The organism is Acinetobacter sp. WU_MDCI_Abxd143 (genome assembly GCF_025514195.1).
In the GTDB taxonomy this organism is placed as follows: Bacteria; Pseudomonadota; Gammaproteobacteria; order Pseudomonadales; family Moraxellaceae; genus Acinetobacter; species Acinetobacter pittii_H.
Genome location: NZ_JAHPTH010000002.1, coordinates 76,707 through 93,380 on the forward strand (window position 1 = coordinate 76,707; position 16,674 = coordinate 93,380).

Below are 16,674 nucleotides of genomic sequence, written 5' to 3' on the forward strand. Positions count from 1 at the left end.
ATTAAACTTCCTCTTTAACGATTTGACGAACTGTACCTGTTGTCTGATTTCCGTAATAAACACCATAAGTTTTCAAATGGTTTTCTTTGCGATAGCGCATCAGCATACTTTCTAAAGCGCTGTCTACAAACTCTAACTTCTCAAGGTCATTTAAATCGACAAACTGACCTTTAGTGGCTTGAGCTACGGGTGTGTTGCATAAAAATGAAATATATTGCTGCTGGTTTTCAACGTTTTCATATACAGAATAAATGAAGTTGGCAGAAGCATCTGGCTGATATTGTGCAAAGATTTTCTCAAGTGCTTTATCGGCACCGTCTTTATCGACCATGACATGCGGAATAGTCCATTTATGATCGGCAGTTTCTTCAAGCAAAATGGTATTTTCATGTCCAATAATTGCACTCATCACCACTTTAGGGCCAGAGATCACCTCGGCAGAAAGTTTGGCTGGTGTGAAATATCCACCACGATAATAACCAAGACCTGCAAAACCGGTTGAAGCAAAATCTTCAACTTTACCAATTAAAATGGCGTGGTCACCTGCATCGACAACTTGGTAGGTTGTACAGTCAAACCATGCACTGACATGATTAATGAGTGGGTTTTGGCAAGCACTTTTTGACCATGAAAGATTTGCAAAACGGTCTTCGCTTGGACGAGCAAAAGTATTTGAAACATCCTTTTGCTCTTCTGCCAAAATATTGATTGCAAAATGAGTGGTATTTGCAAAGTTATGATAATTGCTTGATGTCTTGGCAATACTCACTAGAAGTAAAGCTGGGTCCAAAGACACCGAAGCAAAAGAGTTCGCTGTAAAGCCAAGTGGCGTTCCATCTTCTTTACAGGTTGTGACCACGGTAACGCCTGTCATAAATGACCCGAAAGCATCACGAAGTTCACGCATTTTATTAATCGTATCCATTTCACTCATTGTTATATTCCTTCAGCAATGTGTGGCAAATTAAACGCTGGTTTCCAACCACGCTTGCATTGCATTATTCACTTTGTCAGGTGCAGTTAAGTTCACCATGTGACGTTCATTTTCAATGACAATTGCAGTGCCATGCTTTGCCTGTTTTGCCATTTGTATTGCCATTTCTGCAGTTGAATTCGGATCATCCGTTCCGGTCAACACCAAAGCAGGACAAGTAATCTTTGACCAGTCATCTGCATAGGTTTCATCGCCTTGTGCAAACGCAGAATACGCAGTGGTATAGCCAGACAAGTCGACATTTTCAAGCCAAGTTTTCACTTTGGCTGCTGCAATACGCTCGACTTCACTTTCGCCAAACCAGCGCTGTAGTGGAGTCTCAACATCAATACGGCCTGTTTTTAATTCTTCAGCTCTTTGGATGACTGCATTACGTGCTTGTGTTGTACGTTTATATACACCATTGAGCACTGCCATCCGTTTAACTAAATCAGGACGGGTAACGCTAACTCCTGTCGTAATCAGCGATCCCATTGAATGTCCCGCTAAATTTACAGGTCCTAGATTTAAGGCTGTAATAAATTCGATGGTCCATTCCACAAAATCTTGTAATTTTGCGTCTGCCGGTAATTTGGTGCTTTGACCATGTCCCGGCATGTCTACTGAAATTACATGATAATGTTTAGAAAAATATTCAATTTGTGGATACCATGCCGCAGCTTGCATTCCCACTCCATGGATCAGAACCAGAGGCTCTCCTTCGCCTTGCTCAAAATAGTGAGCAATACGGTTAATTGACAGCTGCAGGGTTTTTGACATCATGACCTAACTCTTCCAAATCTTTATAACGATCACCAATACGATGATGTGGTCGACCACCTGTTGCTGCACCAATCACAACAACCAGCTCATCGGCAGCAGGTGCATCTGGAATTGCAAATTGCAATGTTAAGTAATGAGAACGACGGCCTTCGTCATTTTTATCCATCATTGGAATTAAAATCGGCGCATTTGCTGGGCCACGGGTATTGTTAAATGCCAAATAAGATTTCGCACCGACAGCACTACGGTAAGTATTACCAAAATGTAAGGTGTGAATTAAAGCTGATGCATGTTCAAGTTCACCATTTAAGCCAACTACTGCACTTTTACCAAAAGCTTCAACGGCTTCGCCCGAACCGACTTCATCAAGAATAAGCTTGGTTAAATGTTCGCTTAAGATTGGCGCGATACGGCGAATTTCCGGTGTTAGGTTTTCTACATAACCTTGCCCTGCCCACGGATTTTTAATGACCGCTGCGGCTGCCACCATTTTTAAAGGCTTTGCTGCTTCTTTACCGCCATCTACATAAGTGGTTTCTACATGAAGCACTGTTTTACGTATGAGTTCCATTGCTCTTCCTTGCAAGTAAATTATCTTGTCATTCGTATTATGGTATACCATAATACATACTGAAAAAAAAGCAAGAGTTTGCTATGCTAATTTTTATTGAAAAACATGTGATGAAACTCAACATGTTAAAAAACAGGAAAATTTAATTATTTATGAATCTTAAAATTGAAAACCCGCCCGTAACATTACGAGAGCTGTGTTTAGATAAAGTGCGTAATGCCATTATTACGGGCTATTTTCCTTCAGGAAAAAGACTGGTTGAAAGAACGTTATGTGAAGAACTCGGCGTGAGTCGTTCTGTGGTTCGCGAAGTGATTCGTTATTTGGAAGCAGAAGGTTTAGTTGAAATTTTGCCAAATAAAGGCCCTATTGTTTCGCTACTTAACTGGGACATCGCTTCACAGATTTATGAAATTCGTCTTTTATTAGAGCAAAGTGCTGTGGTTGACTGCACTAAAAACCTAGATGAAAAAACTGCTGAAAAATTAAAGCTTCTATTAGAAGATCTTAAAGCTGCTTTTGCTGCCGATGACATCAATCTGATTATTGAGACCTCAACCCAGCTTTATCAAACTATCTTTACTACAGCAAAACATCATATTGCTTGGGAAGTGGTGCAACGCTTAAATGGCCGAATTAGCCGTCTTCGTGCCATGACCATGAAATCAACAAAGCGTGAAATTTCAGGTTATCAACGTATTAAAAATATGTGTGAAGCTATCTACCTTCACAAAGACCCTGAAAAGGCAAAACAAGCGGTTGCTGAACATATTGCCGAAGCTGCTGCTGTCGCAAAAAATATTTTAGATGCGTGAAATCACAAATTTTAGGAAAAGGTAAATAGACCTTTATTGAATAAATTATAGGGAAATACGATATGTCTGCTTACTGGATTGCTCATGTCACCATTCATGATATGGAACAATATAAACAATATATGGCCACTGCTCCGCAAGCTTTTCAAAAGTACGGTGCCAAGTTTCTTGCCCGTGGCGGTGCCTCAGAAGTTTTAGAGGGACAAGCGTTTGAACGTCACGTGGTGATTGAGTTTCCAGATATGGAAACTGCACGTGAATGTTATTTTTCACCTGAATATCAGCTTGCCAAAAGTAAACGCCAAGGCTGCTGTGATGTCATGGTAAGTTTTGTTGAAGGGATCTAAATTGCTGAATTGATTTCTCAACTTGGGAAATCAATTCTTTTTTCAGTGCTTAAGGCCATTTCGTTTTTAGACATTGGTTTGGTGATGAAGATTTTGTTCTATAGACATGGCTTTTTGCCAGCTTTCTAGGTTTTCGAGACCTTTTACATATTGCTCAATATTGAGATATTTTGATCGAATATTTAAAGAATTAATCAGACCATAGACTACGAAACCAATCATAAAATCGGCACCCGTTAAGCTATTGCCTACTAAGAATTTTTTGCCTACTAATTGTTGATCTAAATACGAAAATACTTTATCCAACTCAGTTTGCGCATATTGATCTAAGAACTTTAATTGAGTGCCATTTTTTAACTCAATCGAATTAAAAATCTTTAATAAATATGGAACCATAGCCGAACTTTCTGAAAAATGAACCCATTGTAAATAATCAAGATAACTGTCTGAATCTTTCGCGGGCATAAGTTGAGGAGCAAACTTTTCAATCAAAATTTCTACAATAGCACCTGATTCTGCAATTACTTTTCCATTAAGCTCAATCACAGGTGATTTTCCTAAAGGATGAATATTTTTTAATTCTTGAGGTGCAAGGTTTGTAGTTTTATCTCGAAAATAACTTTTTAATTCATAAGGTTGATTAATTTCTTCAAGTAACCACAGAATTCGAAATGAGCGTGAAGCATTTAAATGATGAAGAATAATAGACATTAATTTTCTCTTTTAAACTAGAATGTCAACAAAGTTAGGCCTCACTATATAGATTAGTAGACGACCGGTCTAATATTTTTTGTTATCAGCCATGCATTCATTTGTCTGATTAAGCAATAAAGTAAATGTCTTAAAAGTATAAAAACCACATCCGTAGATATGGTGACAGACGGCTTTTAATTTTATCGATTGTTTAGCGCATTCTGAGGTCTCAAATTACTTCCCCCCTAAACTGCAAAAAAACAATCGAGTACCTTTTCCCGATCGATTGCCTCATCTGAACTTAAAAGCTGAATAATTGCGCCTTCAATCATATATAAAAATAGTTTAGCGTCCTAAAAAGTCGCATCACTAGATGGTGAAAAACTTATTGCTCGTGAATACATTGGTATCGAGTTAAATAGGCTTCTAGGTCATTTTCATATTAACTACCCTCACTCCACAGCCACCTAGATGGCTTGGAGCATGAGTGAATTGTTTAACCCTTCTCTTGTAAGCGTTTTGGCGTAGCCCATATCAATAGTGCAATACACACAACACATAAGCTTGCAATAATATATAGCGCGGGCGTTGTGCTACCTGTTAGGTCTTTAATATGACCAACCATAATAGGACTGACAATTCCCCCCATTTGCCCTAATGTATTAATGAGTGCTGTGCCTCCAGCAGCCCCTGCACCGGCACCGACCAAAACTTTGGGTGGTAAATTCCAAAAAGAAGGAATTGCAGCAACAATACCTGCCCCTAATAAAGCAAGCGAAATGACCACAACAACCGGGTTCGCATCAAAGAAACCGGCGGTAAAGAAACCTATAGCGCCTAAAGAGAGTAAACCGGCAGTAAATTTTAGACGCTCTCCAGATTTATCCGCTAAACGACCAACAATCACCATCGTAATTGCTCCCATGAGGTATGGAATGGCACTTAGAAAACCAATCATTTGAGTATCATCAATACCTGAGCTTTTTATTAACTGTGGTCCCCAGAAATTTAAACCATAAGATGCAATCTGAATGAGAAAATAGATAACGCCTAAAATTAATAATCCCGGAGTTTTAATAGCAGCCCATAATGAATGAGAAGCCTTTTCTGGTTGTTTAGGTTCAACCAAGCGTTTTAAATGAACTTTTTCTGAAGATGATAACCAATGCGCATCATCAATACGGTCTTTTAAATAAGTAAGAACACAAAGACCTAGTAAAACGCAAGGCACGCCACCGACTAAAAATAACCAATGCCAGCCACGCATGTTCATCACACCATCAAGTGATGACAATAACACCCCTGAAATTGGTCCACCAAAGATGCCTGAAAATGCAGAAGCAAGAAAGAATAAGGAAATAATTCGACCACGATAGCTTTGAGGAAACCAAAGCGTCATGTAATAAAGCACACCGGGAGCAAAGCCCGCCTCCATTGCACCAATCAAGAAACGTAATACGTAAAATTGCCATTCAGTAGTCACAAACACCATTAAGGCCGTTGCAACACCCCAAGAAACCATGATGCGTGCAATCCATTTTCTTGCACCAAATTTATGTAGCAATAAATTACTGGGTACTTCAAATATTACATAACCAATCACAAATAAACTGGCACCAAGTCCATAGGCTGTATTGCTTAGAGATAAATCAGCTTGTAACTGAAACTTGGCAAAACTAATGTTGATACGATCAAAAAAAGCAAATAAGTAACACACCATAATTAATGGCATGATTTTCCATGCTACTTTTTTTATTAATTGCTTTTCGGCAATTGCATCAGCCGATAATTCCATGCTTTGCTTTAAACTCATTTATTTTCTCCTGAAAATGAGCCTCAAAACACGTCTTCTCAAGTTTTTAAAGACGAGTTGACCGATGACGATACGAATATCGTCTTATCTCGAACTAACTTGAATGACGTATCTTAATTAAGTGATTTGATATAATCCGGTATCGGATGTAAGTCTGTATTTCGACCCGCCTTGGCTAACTGGCTTGGCGTGTCATGCCCTAAAAGTGCAGGGAGCGTTCTTGAAAGTTGAATGAGAGCATCCAAATCTATAGTGGTCGGTATTCCCATTTCTTCGCACATATTGACCAAATCTTCAGTACAGATATTTCCTGAAGCACCTGGTGCAAATGGGCACCCACCTAAACCACCCAATGCAGCATCAAACCGTCTTGCTCCAACCTCATAAGCTGCAAGAACATTAGTTAATCCCAATCCACGTGTATTATGAAAATGTAGGGTCAACTGCTCAGGTGAAATTAACGATAAAACGTGAGAGACAATTCTTTTCACTTGCACTGGGTTTGCCATGCCAGTGGTATCTGCCAGCGTAATATTATCAATACCCAGTTTTAGATAGTGCTCAACTAGATTGAACACTTCTTTTTCACTGATCTTACCTTCAAATGGACAGCCAAACGTTGTCGCAACAGTTCCGTTAAACTGTGTTTTACCCTGTAGTTGCTCCACAATTTCGGTAAATCCCGCAAACGATTGAGCTTTTGTCATACGCATATTGGCAAGATTGTGGGTTTGGCTAGCAGAGAGGACAAGATTCAACTCATTTGCATTGGCTTCAATTGCCCGAAGCGCGCCTTTTAAATTTGGAATTAAGCCAACATAAATAATATCTTTATGGCGCGTAATTCCAGTAAAAACCTCCTCACCATCTCTCAAATTTGGAATCGCTTTTGGCGAGACAAAAGATCCTGCTTCAATTCGAGAGAAACCCATCGTCGACAACTGATTAATTAAATCAATTTTCTTATCGGTGGGCACCCAAGTCGGCTCGATTTGCAAACCATCTCGTGGAGAGACTTCTTGTACGACAAGTAAGTCGGAAAATGCTGTCATTGCACTACTCCTGATACACGTAGGCTTTCAATATCTTCAGCTTGATAACCGTATTGTTTTAAAACAGATTCGGTATGCTCACCCAGCTCAGGACCACGCCATTTGACCTGCCCCGGTGTTTCAGAAAGCTTCGGAACAATACCCGGCATTTTTACCACCTGACCATCAGGCAACTCAGTTGAAAGCAACATATCACGTGCATTAAAGTGCGGATCATTGACCATATCGGCTACAGAATAAATTCGACCAGATGGGACTTCAGCCTGTTCAAGCAGCTGCAAGACTTCATCAATTGAATGCTGTCGACTCCATGATTCAATTGCAGCATCGAGTAAATCACTTTGCTGCGCACGCCCGTCGTTGTGTTCAAACTCAGGTCGATTTGCCAAATCTTCACGACCAATCACATGCATTAAGCGCTTAAAAATTGGATCACTGTTTCCTGCAATCACCACAAAAGCATTGTCCTTTGTTCGATAGGTATTTGAAGGTGCAATACCCGGTAACGAACCTCCAGAACGCTCCCGAATAAAGCCATGCAAGTCGTATTCTGGGACAACACTTTCCATAATATTGAAGACACTTTCTGCGAGTGACACGTCAACAATCTGTCCGTTACCGTTATTGGTTTTGATATTCACAATCGACATTAAAGCGCCAATCACCGCATGTAATGAGGCAAGTGAATCACCCAAACTCACGCCAACTCGTGCAGGCGCAGAATCTTGAGAACCCGTTGTATAACGAATTCCACCCATTGCCTCACCAATTGCACCAAAGCCCGGCTTGTCTTTATAAGGGCCAGATTGACCATAACCAGATATGCGAACAAAAGTTAGTTTAGGATTAATTGATTTTAGGGTTTCCCAATCTAACCCCAGCTTTTCAAGCGCACCGGGACGCATGTTTTCGACCAGAATGTCGGTATCGACAATCATCTTTTTGATTAAAGCAATTGCTTCTGGTGACTTAAGATTAAGCGCTAAAGATTTCTTATTACGTGACTGTAAATACCACCACAAAGATGTTCCGTGATGTAACTTACGCCATTTACGAAGTGGGTCACCTTTGCCAATAGGCTCAATTTTTATAACTTCTGCACCGAACTCAGCAAGAATGCGTGTTGCAAAAGGAGCTGCAATTAGCGTTCCTATTTCTAGGACTTTTATTTTCTCAAGGGCTAGACTCATAACAATCCATATTATATCTACTTCCGATAGAATTAAATTTATGGCGCAATGAGCAGTAATACAATTCTTAAAAGATCAACAAGTCTTCGTGGTTTGCGAAACCTATGAGATTTGTTCAGATGCAATTTCTTTATGTGGATGCATAAAATATTGTTTTAAAAGCAAAGTTACTGGATTTAAAAACTCATCACGCTTAGATACAAGATATAAGTCTCTTTTTGCCCAATCATCGGTTAACTCTACACTTGCCAGCCCTAAAGGTTTACCAAAGATTTCAAAAACTTTATGAGGCAAAATTCCAATCCCCATACCCGCCTGTACCATACGGCAAACAGCATCAAAACTTGTTACTAATATTCTGAGTTTGAGCTGCTTTCCTAAAGCTTCAGACTTTTGCTGCAAAATCCGGTTAATCGCACTTTGAGTATGCAAGCCAATAAAGTCGTAATCTAATGCATCTTCAAAGGAAATGATTTTCTGTTCACTTAAATATTGCTGGTTTTGTATGACCGCGACCAGCCGATCGCTACGATAATGATAATAATCCAGATCTTCTGATAAATTCTCAGCAACGCAGATGCCTAAGTCGGCAATTTTATTACTTACATTTTGAATAATTTCTATACTAGGGCGTTCTTCAAGCTCAATCTTAATTTGAGGATTTTCAATAATAAAAGGATGTAGGCTTTCAGGTAAAAACTGAATGATCGTTGATAAATTTGCCTGTAATCGTACAAAACCTTTAATGCCTATTTTGTATTCTTCTAACTCAACCGAAGCTTTATAAACCGAGTCTAAAATGGTTCTGCAATGATAAAGGAGGCTTTCACCAGCAGGTGTAATTTGCATGCCCTTACCGTCACGAATAAACAGTTTTGTTCCAATCAAATGTTCCAAATCAGTCAAACGCTTACTTGCGGCAGACAGTGCAATCATATTTTTATCAGCGGCCTTGCTCAGAGATTTTTCATCACAAACGGACTGGAAAATCGTTAAGGTGACCAAATCCAGTTTACGAATAATATTTTCAATATGCATTACACATGACCCATCTTATAACTTGAAGCTCACAAGACTATGACAAATATTTAGAATTATAGGAAATTTATATTTTCCCATTATTAGATAGATAAAATATATTAAATTTAAATATTATCAATCATTTAAAAATTTAAAACCAAATCTAATGTAACTTAAATAGAACATCATTCATTCCAAATTTATTTGTTTTAACTGCATCAAAATAAGCCACCATTTCCGCTGCCTTACCCCCTCTTATCCGTCTGATCTGAGCTTAAGAGCTGCATAACTCCCTCTCAATCAACACCCTCTTTTTCATTATGTTTATTTGACTCAGCAGAAGACCCCAAAGCCATACTCGAAAATACGCCATCGCGATAAATCCATGCATGTAATAACGCAGCAGACAGATGACCAATAACGACAGCAAATAATAGCCAAGCCAAAATTCCATGTAGAGTACGAAACCAAGCGTAAAGCGTAGAGCTGGTGGGTGCTATAGGCGGAAGGTCCCAACCCAGAAATAAAGTGACAGGCCAATTACCTGCCGATAGCGTTGCCCATCCGAGCAATGGCAAACTAAACATCAAAATATAAAGTAGCCAATGTGATGCATGGGCAAGAAACGCTTGCCAGCGCGGTACAGTCGGCGGCAAAGGTGGAATTGGGTAACAGAGTCGATTTATTAATCTTATGATAACCAATAATAAGATGGCGATTCCTAAAGGACGGTGAATATCGATTAACCACGGACGCCAAGTGATTGAGGTGGTCATTCCTACCCCAATAAATAGCATAGCTAGAATTGCTGCCGCCATAAACCAATGCAGTATTCGAGCAGTCAAATTAAAATGACGTGGAGCATTATCGTTAGATTTATTTTGCATGACTGATCTCTCCTATTTGCCCACGGCATCCGTTGCTTTGCCAAATCCAATTTCACGTAAGCGAGCATTGTAAGACTGTGAATAGATGCTTGCTCGTGCGGCGAGTACCGGATCATCTGATAACTCAATTCCAGGTGGCACCAATGTTGGGTCAAAGTTAATGTCACGGCAAACGCCATTTACCTGTTCAGTCACATTTTTAACTTCTAATGTTCCAGCTATAACTTCTTTACGTTCTTTTGGCCAAGGCTGAGACGGGTCATTCACTGGGTCTCCCGGCTCGGCAAGTTGCAAAACTAAGTCCCAATAGAGCGGTCCTTCAGCCAAACGTTTTTTGATGTCTTTAAATAAGAAATCATGATCAGCTTGATCACGTTGTTCTTTGGTCAGACTAATAAATTTTGAATGAGGACGCATAGACCAACGGACTGGCTGTTCTTGTCCATTGGCTGCCCGCAATATAAAGGCATTCACGACATAAAATTCTGCACCGCTGAAACTACCGGTTAATGGCATCTTGGCCTTTTGCTCAATAGACTTACGTGCTTCGGGATATTCTTTTAAAAAAGCCTCAACAAGGGCTGGATCAGGTTTGCCAGTAGCTGGAACCGGTTTAAATGCTTTTTGCTGCGCCAAAAAACCTTCAGCATTTCGCGTAGGGAAATAGGGAAAGTTGTTTAATTTCATGCGCCACTGCGAATGATCAGCTGCGGAAAGTAATAAAGCCATACTCACTGTTGCTGTCGAATTATCTGCCGCATGCGGGTTACCACTTCCAATAGAAAATCGGCCAATTGCTGGTATATCAGACTTGGCAAATACCGTGGCTTTAGATAGTGTCGCCGCCGCACCATTACTGTGGTAGGTGCCATCAAAACAAATACCCTTACCGTGTGCACGTCGATATCCAGGATCAAATTTACTTAATGATTCGCCCAAAAATGTTTTGGATGTTGTGCGATGCCCAAATAGACCGGCGACCCAAGCAAATGCCAATACTAAAGAACCCGCAATTACAGCAATACCCACGAATCGCAGCCAATACTTCTTTAGCATTTTAAAATTCAAATTATTCATTCTTCATCCTGTGTAAATTATATAGCTGCATCTATAAAGAAAAATTTTGTTCCGATAAAATACGCAGGACTTCTTATCCTGTCGTCCTTTTGAACCAAGAAAATAATTTGCTCTTAAACTTATTTTTTTATAGGTAGTAGTAAAACAGGGTCTTCAATATCGTAACCAGTTTCTTCTGGAACCCCCAAATATCTAACGACAACCAACCTCTTATTGTGTTTAGGCACACTATAATTTTGGGAAATTTTTATTGCTTTGCTGTAATGAACCGCAACATGAGTCTTACTTTTTAAAGACGGCGATTTTACAACATATTCTGTTTTATATTGCGTGATCTTTCCTGAAGGATCAAACCAAGACGACACTTGATTCTGATGAGTTTTTAATGTTTGAATTTTTACAGTCTTACTATTACTTACGACTAAGGGGGTTAAATTCCTTTTAATTTTTTTAAGCGCCTTATTAAACGCTGTACTATCTTGATCATAATCAATCTTATGTGTTTTTGGATTGATATAGAGAGATTTAACTTCAATCAGTTTATCAGGCGATTTACTATTTAATAGATAATAATAGAGTTGTGGTAGGCGTCCTCGACCATCTTCATAATGTCTTAATACATAAAGTTTCTTCTCTTTTTGCTGATAGCCCAATACTTCAATTTTTTGTCCACCACCCACTGTTGCATAGCTATGGGCGGATAAGGTAAGAATCGTGCTAAAAGTTAGAAATTTTAGAAATTTCATCGGTTCATATCCTTGTGATCTTGTAATTATATTGTATAAATATCAAACAGATTAAAATGATACTTGAGTAAGTGTTACTTGCTGTTTTTATATTCTTTTGTACACAAGCAGCCTTTCTAAGGGGGCTTTATTTATTATTTCTCTCCCCCTTCAAATTGATTCATTCAGCTTTAGATATAAGCCATCATAGAAGAATAGGCTTATGCAGTATTGCGTTTATAAGAAAAATAAGAACATCCCGCACACGATGCCATAATAATTGTTATTCCAATGATCTGAAAACTATTTAATCGTTCATCTAAAATCAACCATCCAGCCAAAGCACTCACCGCAGGTGATGCACTCAATAAAATTCCAAAAACGCGTGGATGCAGTTTTTTCATCGCAACCATATCTAAAATGAAGGGAATCGCACTCGCTAGCATCGCCATGAGCAAACATGTCAAAAGAATCTTATAACTATCAAAAATATGGATAATGTGAGATGCCCCTAATGGTGTTGCAAACAAAGCCGCCAAGAACATTCCGCTCGCAACAGAACTTCCACCACCTTTTGCAACTTTAGAGCCGTAAATAATATATAGCCCCCAACCTACTGCCGCCACTAGAGCATACGTCATACCAATAAAACTAAAGTTATGATTTGAATTACCCATCGGTAAAAGAAGCAAACCAATAAGAGATAATGCTCCCCAAAAATAATCTAATTTATTTTTAGACATTAAAATAGCAACCGTAAGCGGCCCTAACACTTCAATGGAAATAGCGATCCCCACAGACATATAAGAAAATGCTTTATAAATTAAAGTATTCATTAAAGTGAGGATGGCCCCATAAATAATTAGATTTTTCCAATTGGTCTGTCTGTTCCAATCTCTCCAAGGTTTATAAACAATCCATAAGAAACACGCCGCTAAAGCAAGTCGAGTTAAGGTCACTCCTTCAGCACTCAGAATTGGAAAAAGGGCTTTTCCTATTGATGCACCTATTTGCACAGAAACTAAAGATAGAAATGCGGCTGCAAATGCCATGCCTTGCTTGGAGTTTGTCTCAATCATCATATTTACCGCTCTGGGAATGATTGAAATTTTAATTCTATGTCATCAATATATTTCTTCTATTTCTCTCAATAAAACGATTAAATAACTCTATATTTAAAACTTAATGAGAGATTTACTCATGTCAGATATTTCTTTAGATAATTTTGATTATGCAATCTTAAGAATACTGCAAAAAGACAATAAGACGTCTCATCGAGAAATTTCTGAAAAAATTGGCCTATCTGCTGCTTCCGTTCAAAGACGTATATCTCGTATGGAAGAAAAGGAAATTATTTTAAGAAATTGCGCTATTTTAAATCCGCTTAAATTTGGTGAAAAAATTACTTCTATTATTGAAGTCCGCCTTAGTGAAGATCGCTCTGTCGTTATGGACAGAGCGAAGCAATACTTTGCATCTGTTGATGAAATTCAACAGTGCTATTTTGTGAATGGCGGAGTCTCTTTTATCATTATCATGCTGAGCAATAACTTATCTCATTTTGAAAGTTTAGTTAGAAAACATTTTGCTGATAATGAAGATGTAAAAATATATCGAACCTTAATTGTTTTAGATCGTGTAAAAGTAAACTTTGAGTTAAATATTTAAACTTTTCTTTTTTGGCTTCTTCCCAAACATGAGCTTAAATACCTAAAGAAAGACATTAGAAATCATATTCCAATAGCTTTCTCTGTGGTTTGCCCCATCTGAACTTAAAAGCTGAATAATTGCGCCTTCTATCATATATAAAAATAGTTTAGCATCTTGAAAAGTTGCATCGTTTTTTAGTTTTATAAGCTGGCTATAGATTTCATTCAGCAGCCATGTGCGATATCTCACTGCGGTGATATAGGCTTTTGAATAGGTGAGTTTCGTTTCAAACATGGCTTTAAATAAGAGGTAGTACATCCCCTCTACCTCGGTGTGTAAGAAATAAAGCTGTTTGAGTTTATCGGTCGCGCTTGTGCCTTGGGCGTACTCAACAATTGAGACCACTTTTTCTTTTAATCGCTCTTTTTGTACGATCAAACAGATTTCAATAAACCGCTCTTTTGAGTGAAAAAAGTTATAAAAAGTCGCTTTGGTAATTTTGCATTCTTTTACGATCCGATCTACCCCAACCGTATGAAAGCCACGATGGTAAAATAAATCAATCGACTTATTGATGACTTGTATGGCACGCGAAGAAAGCACTAACTTTGGCATAGTTTTACCGTTATAAATTCTTGTTGTTTGTAAATGAGATAAAAAGCCTGTGCCCTTTCTGGGAGAAAAAAAGGCACAGCAAAGCCGTAAAGACTGTGCTTGGCACATCTCAAGTTTTGTTGTTGCTAAGTTTTAAGTAAAAATGACTTTAAGCCTGAAAACCTTGGGGCGTTCAAGCTGCTTTAATTTTTAAGCTGTGTCGTTATAGCTTTTGGCATTGAAAGCCAAGATATAATGGATGTGCAAAGCCAACTCCTTTTTATTGGGAGTTCTGCCAGACATTAAAATTATGGTGGCAGAACGAAAGAGGGTTGACGGACTGGTCATAGAGCCAGCACACCCGAAGGTGTCCCCCTCCCGTTCCACCGTAGAGGGGGCACGAGGGGCTAGGCACTAAAAGTAAAAACCTTTAATGCTTCTATGATACGGTCCGTCAAAACCGACTGGCGATGTAGGCCAGCAGGCAAAGGATAGTGCCCTGTCCCATTGCAGTCAAGCACACAAAATGCTATTTGTTTTAAATTAAATCATTAGAAAAGTAAGGCTAAATAATGATAGAGTTATTGTTAAGTGGGGGTGTAAATGCAGAGGAAAATGAACGATTTGATCTAAATAATATACTTTCAACTTTTTGTGAAATTCAAACCCTATTTTCCTAAAGTTAACTGTATATTCTGAACTAATACTATTTTTTATTAAAGCTCTTAGTATTCTCATTGTTTGAGATGGACGGACTGTATTATTCATAAAGTGAATAAGGTATCTAGTTTTTTATCTTTTCATTATTGACATAATTATTTGATTAAACTATAAAAATATTACTTTCCCTAACAAATAAATTTATCAGAAATTGTTTTAAGGAATTATTTTGGAACCATGTTTAGAAGATCTTTTTTACAAATATTCAGTTACTAACCGTAGTAGTAATAAGTATGCAAAAAACTTAACAAAATTAATTACTTTTTTGGTAACTACGGGACGTTTTATAGAAGCAAGGTTTTATTTAGATCAATTAGAAAAAACGCATAGTGGAAACATAATTTCTATCCGTTTGGGTTATAAGTTAGCAATAGCTCTTTTTGATAACAAAGCAGTAATTAAATATGACAATTTATTATTTTTAAATAGAAAAAGTGATTCTGAGCTAGAATGGTATAGATTGCAGTATTACTATTCCGTCAATAATATCCCTGAAATTATAAAAAGCACTAACTATTTGTTATCGAAAAAAAATTTAGAACAAGAATACATCCAAACCATTTTGGAGATTGTTTGGAATATACGTGATTATAGAGTCGCATTAATCCTTCATAAATATATCATTAAGAATAGAATGCGCCTTGGTCCTCAAATGGAGCAATTAATGAGAAATATTGTTCTAGAAAAGTTAAGAAATTGTTTAGTGGAATATAAAAATGTCTGATTATCTTGTTGTAAAAATACTAGATACAAATAGCTTCACTTTACCAAATACCTTAATTTATGGAGAAGTTGAGCTTAGATCAGCTTCAACAGACTCTGCGGCAGAACTAATTATTTTAAAGGAATCTGCTGAAGACAATAAGCTAGATTTTGCTAAATATAGCTATACAGCAAGAATTTCTACTATTGTTCATAGTGATACTACTAGAGAAGCTGAACAACAAGCTACTGATCGTTTTTCTAGTGTATTAGATTTAATAATGATAAAATTTCCAACTTCTAATGTTGAGCTATCACAAATAGGATTTATAAAAAATTTAGAATCTGGAGAAACTATTCCTATAAAAAAATGGGAATTTAGCCCGTCTCTTTCATTTGTGGTTAGTCATGGAAATATTCAAAGAATTGATCCCATGAACTTTATTCTTTCTCAAAAAACGGAATTAAGTGAACGTTTTTTAAAATCATTATATTGGGCTAGACATAGTCACCATGAAAATAATAAACAATTAAAAATACTCTTTAGTTGGTTCGCATTAGAAGCTTTGCTTAAAGAAAATGAGGATGACTATATTGGTTCTATAGTGTGTTTTTGTTTAGGCTTTCCTGGAAAAAGGAAAGCTCACCACATTAGTCAAGAGTTTATGAAAAAAATTGAATCACATCCGAAATACTTTTTCTGGCTCAACAAGTTAACCACAGAAGTCAACAATATTCGTGAATTTCGAAATCACTCTGTACATGATGGATTTAGAATTGTTGATTGTCCTAAAGACACTTTGGCTCTCTATGAGCAAATAATGATTTATGGTATATCTAGGAGCCAACAGGCCATACAACATGCCCTCCTCAATGGTATTTCTACAGTTACTGAATTTAAAGAATATCTACCTTTTATTTTTGAAGAGACTGTTAGAATATCTGATGTACATGGAACTATCATTTATTCATTAGAGCGAGTGTTGTTCGACAAAACAATATAAATTAAATAATTAATTTACGAGATAAATTTTTAAATATTAGTAAGCTGTATTATATTAA

Annotated in this window: 18 protein-coding genes and 1 pseudogene; 5 read left to right on the forward strand and 14 right to left on the reverse strand. The window is 37.7% G+C overall.

Annotated elements, in window-relative coordinates; all coding sequences use genetic code 11:
• Nucleotide 1 precedes the first annotated feature (1 nt).
• From tgnA to KTI79_RS05110, 3 genes are read right to left on the reverse strand one after another with little or no spacing between them, the layout of a single operon-like run.
• Entirely contained in the window at nt 2–934 is a 933-nt protein-coding gene (gene tgnA, locus KTI79_RS05100; RefSeq protein ID WP_032053587.1) for a flavin-dependent trigonelline monooxygenase reductase component, read from the reverse strand.
• A 30-nt stretch (nt 935–964) separates the two neighbouring features.
• A complete protein-coding gene (locus KTI79_RS05105; RefSeq protein WP_032053585.1) occupies nt 965–1,756 on the reverse strand; it encodes an alpha/beta fold hydrolase in 792 nt (263 codons plus the stop codon).
• Complete coding sequence (locus KTI79_RS05110; protein WP_032053583.1) at nt 1,725–2,327, reverse strand: amino acid synthesis family protein; 603 nt, start codon at nt 2,325–2,327, stop codon at nt 1,725–1,727. The genes KTI79_RS05105 and KTI79_RS05110 overlap by 32 nt, the downstream gene beginning before the upstream one ends.
• Before the next feature lie 152 nt (nt 2,328–2,479).
• On the opposite strand from KTI79_RS05110, the gene KTI79_RS05115 reads away from it, so the two are divergent.
• Nucleotides 2,480–3,142 carry a GntR family transcriptional regulator gene (locus KTI79_RS05115; RefSeq protein WP_032034542.1) on the forward strand — a complete coding sequence of 221 codons (663 nt, stop codon included), beginning with the start codon at nt 2,480–2,482 and terminating at the stop codon, nt 3,140–3,142.
• Nucleotides 3,143–3,204: 62 nt separating this feature from the next.
• On the forward strand, nt 3,205–3,489 hold the full coding sequence (locus KTI79_RS05120) for a DUF1330 domain-containing protein (protein ID WP_032053582.1): 285 nt from the start codon (nt 3,205–3,207) through the stop codon (nt 3,487–3,489).
• A 66-nt stretch (nt 3,490–3,555) separates the two neighbouring features.
• Here the strand turns inward: KTI79_RS05120 and KTI79_RS05125 are convergent, their stop codons facing one another.
• From KTI79_RS05125 to KTI79_RS05170, 10 genes and pseudogenes are all read right to left on the reverse strand, one after another.
• On the reverse strand, nt 3,556–4,200 hold the full coding sequence (locus tag KTI79_RS05125; protein ID WP_086375741.1) for a glutathione S-transferase family protein: 645 nt from the start codon (nt 4,198–4,200) through the stop codon (nt 3,556–3,558).
• Between the two features lie 227 nt (nt 4,201–4,427).
• Nucleotides 4,428–4,553 (reverse strand): annotated as a pseudogene (locus KTI79_RS05130) (TetR family transcriptional regulator); the annotation flags it as partial.
• A gap of 125 nt (nt 4,554–4,678) precedes the next feature.
• A complete protein-coding gene (locus KTI79_RS05135) occupies nt 4,679–5,995 on the reverse strand; it encodes an MFS transporter (protein WP_032053580.1) in 1,317 nt (438 codons plus the stop codon).
• A gap of 113 nt (nt 5,996–6,108) precedes the next feature.
• Entirely contained in the window at nt 6,109–7,047 is a 939-nt protein-coding gene (locus KTI79_RS05140) for a hydroxymethylglutaryl-CoA lyase (RefSeq protein WP_032053579.1), read from the reverse strand.
• Entirely contained in the window at nt 7,044–8,237 is a 1,194-nt protein-coding gene (locus KTI79_RS05145; RefSeq protein WP_032053578.1) for a CaiB/BaiF CoA transferase family protein, read from the reverse strand. The genes KTI79_RS05140 and KTI79_RS05145 overlap by 4 nt, the downstream gene beginning before the upstream one ends.
• A 102-nt stretch (nt 8,238–8,339) precedes the next feature.
• Nucleotides 8,340–9,275, reverse strand: a complete 936-nt coding sequence (locus KTI79_RS05150; RefSeq protein WP_086375742.1) for a LysR family transcriptional regulator — start codon at nt 9,273–9,275, stop codon at nt 8,340–8,342.
• A 278-nt stretch (nt 9,276–9,553) separates the two neighbouring features.
• The gene (locus KTI79_RS05155; RefSeq protein WP_032053576.1) at nt 9,554–10,144 is read right to left on the reverse strand and encodes a cytochrome b; all 591 of its coding nucleotides are present in this window, start codon (nt 10,142–10,144) and stop codon (nt 9,554–9,556) included.
• A 12-nt stretch (nt 10,145–10,156) separates the two neighbouring features.
• Nucleotides 10,157–11,221, reverse strand: coding sequence for a catalase family peroxidase (locus tag KTI79_RS05160; RefSeq protein ID WP_032053575.1), 1,065 nt, complete (start codon nt 11,219–11,221; stop codon nt 10,157–10,159).
• Nucleotides 11,222–11,340: 119 nt separating this feature from the next.
• A complete protein-coding gene (locus tag KTI79_RS05165) occupies nt 11,341–11,967 on the reverse strand; it encodes a hypothetical protein (RefSeq protein WP_032053574.1) in 627 nt (208 codons plus the stop codon).
• 200 nt (nt 11,968–12,167) lie between these two features.
• On the reverse strand, nt 12,168–13,028 hold the full coding sequence (locus tag KTI79_RS05170; RefSeq protein WP_032053573.1) for an EamA family transporter: 861 nt from the start codon (nt 13,026–13,028) through the stop codon (nt 12,168–12,170).
• 118 nt (nt 13,029–13,146) lie between these two features.
• Between KTI79_RS05170 and KTI79_RS05175 the strand changes: the two genes are divergently transcribed.
• Nucleotides 13,147–13,614, forward strand: coding sequence for an Lrp/AsnC family transcriptional regulator (locus KTI79_RS05175; protein WP_032053572.1), 468 nt, complete (start codon nt 13,147–13,149; stop codon nt 13,612–13,614).
• Between the two features lie 42 nt (nt 13,615–13,656).
• On the opposite strand, the gene KTI79_RS05180 is transcribed toward KTI79_RS05175, so the two are convergent.
• The gene (locus KTI79_RS05180) at nt 13,657–14,211 is read right to left on the reverse strand and encodes a TetR/AcrR family transcriptional regulator (RefSeq protein WP_032053571.1); all 555 of its coding nucleotides are present in this window, start codon (nt 14,209–14,211) and stop codon (nt 13,657–13,659) included.
• A gap of 868 nt (nt 14,212–15,079) precedes the next feature.
• Here KTI79_RS05180 and KTI79_RS05185 point away from each other — a divergent pair.
• Together KTI79_RS05185 and KTI79_RS05190 are read left to right on the forward strand one after the other, a co-directional pair.
• Entirely contained in the window at nt 15,080–15,634 is a 555-nt protein-coding gene (locus tag KTI79_RS05185) for a hypothetical protein (RefSeq protein WP_032053570.1), read from the forward strand.
• Nucleotides 15,627–16,616: a HEPN domain-containing protein gene (locus KTI79_RS05190; RefSeq protein ID WP_086375743.1), complete on the forward strand. Its 990-nt coding sequence runs from the start codon at nt 15,627–15,629 to the stop codon at nt 16,614–16,616. Before KTI79_RS05185 ends, KTI79_RS05190 begins: the two co-directional genes overlap by 8 nt.
• Nucleotides 16,617–16,674 lie beyond the last annotated feature (58 nt).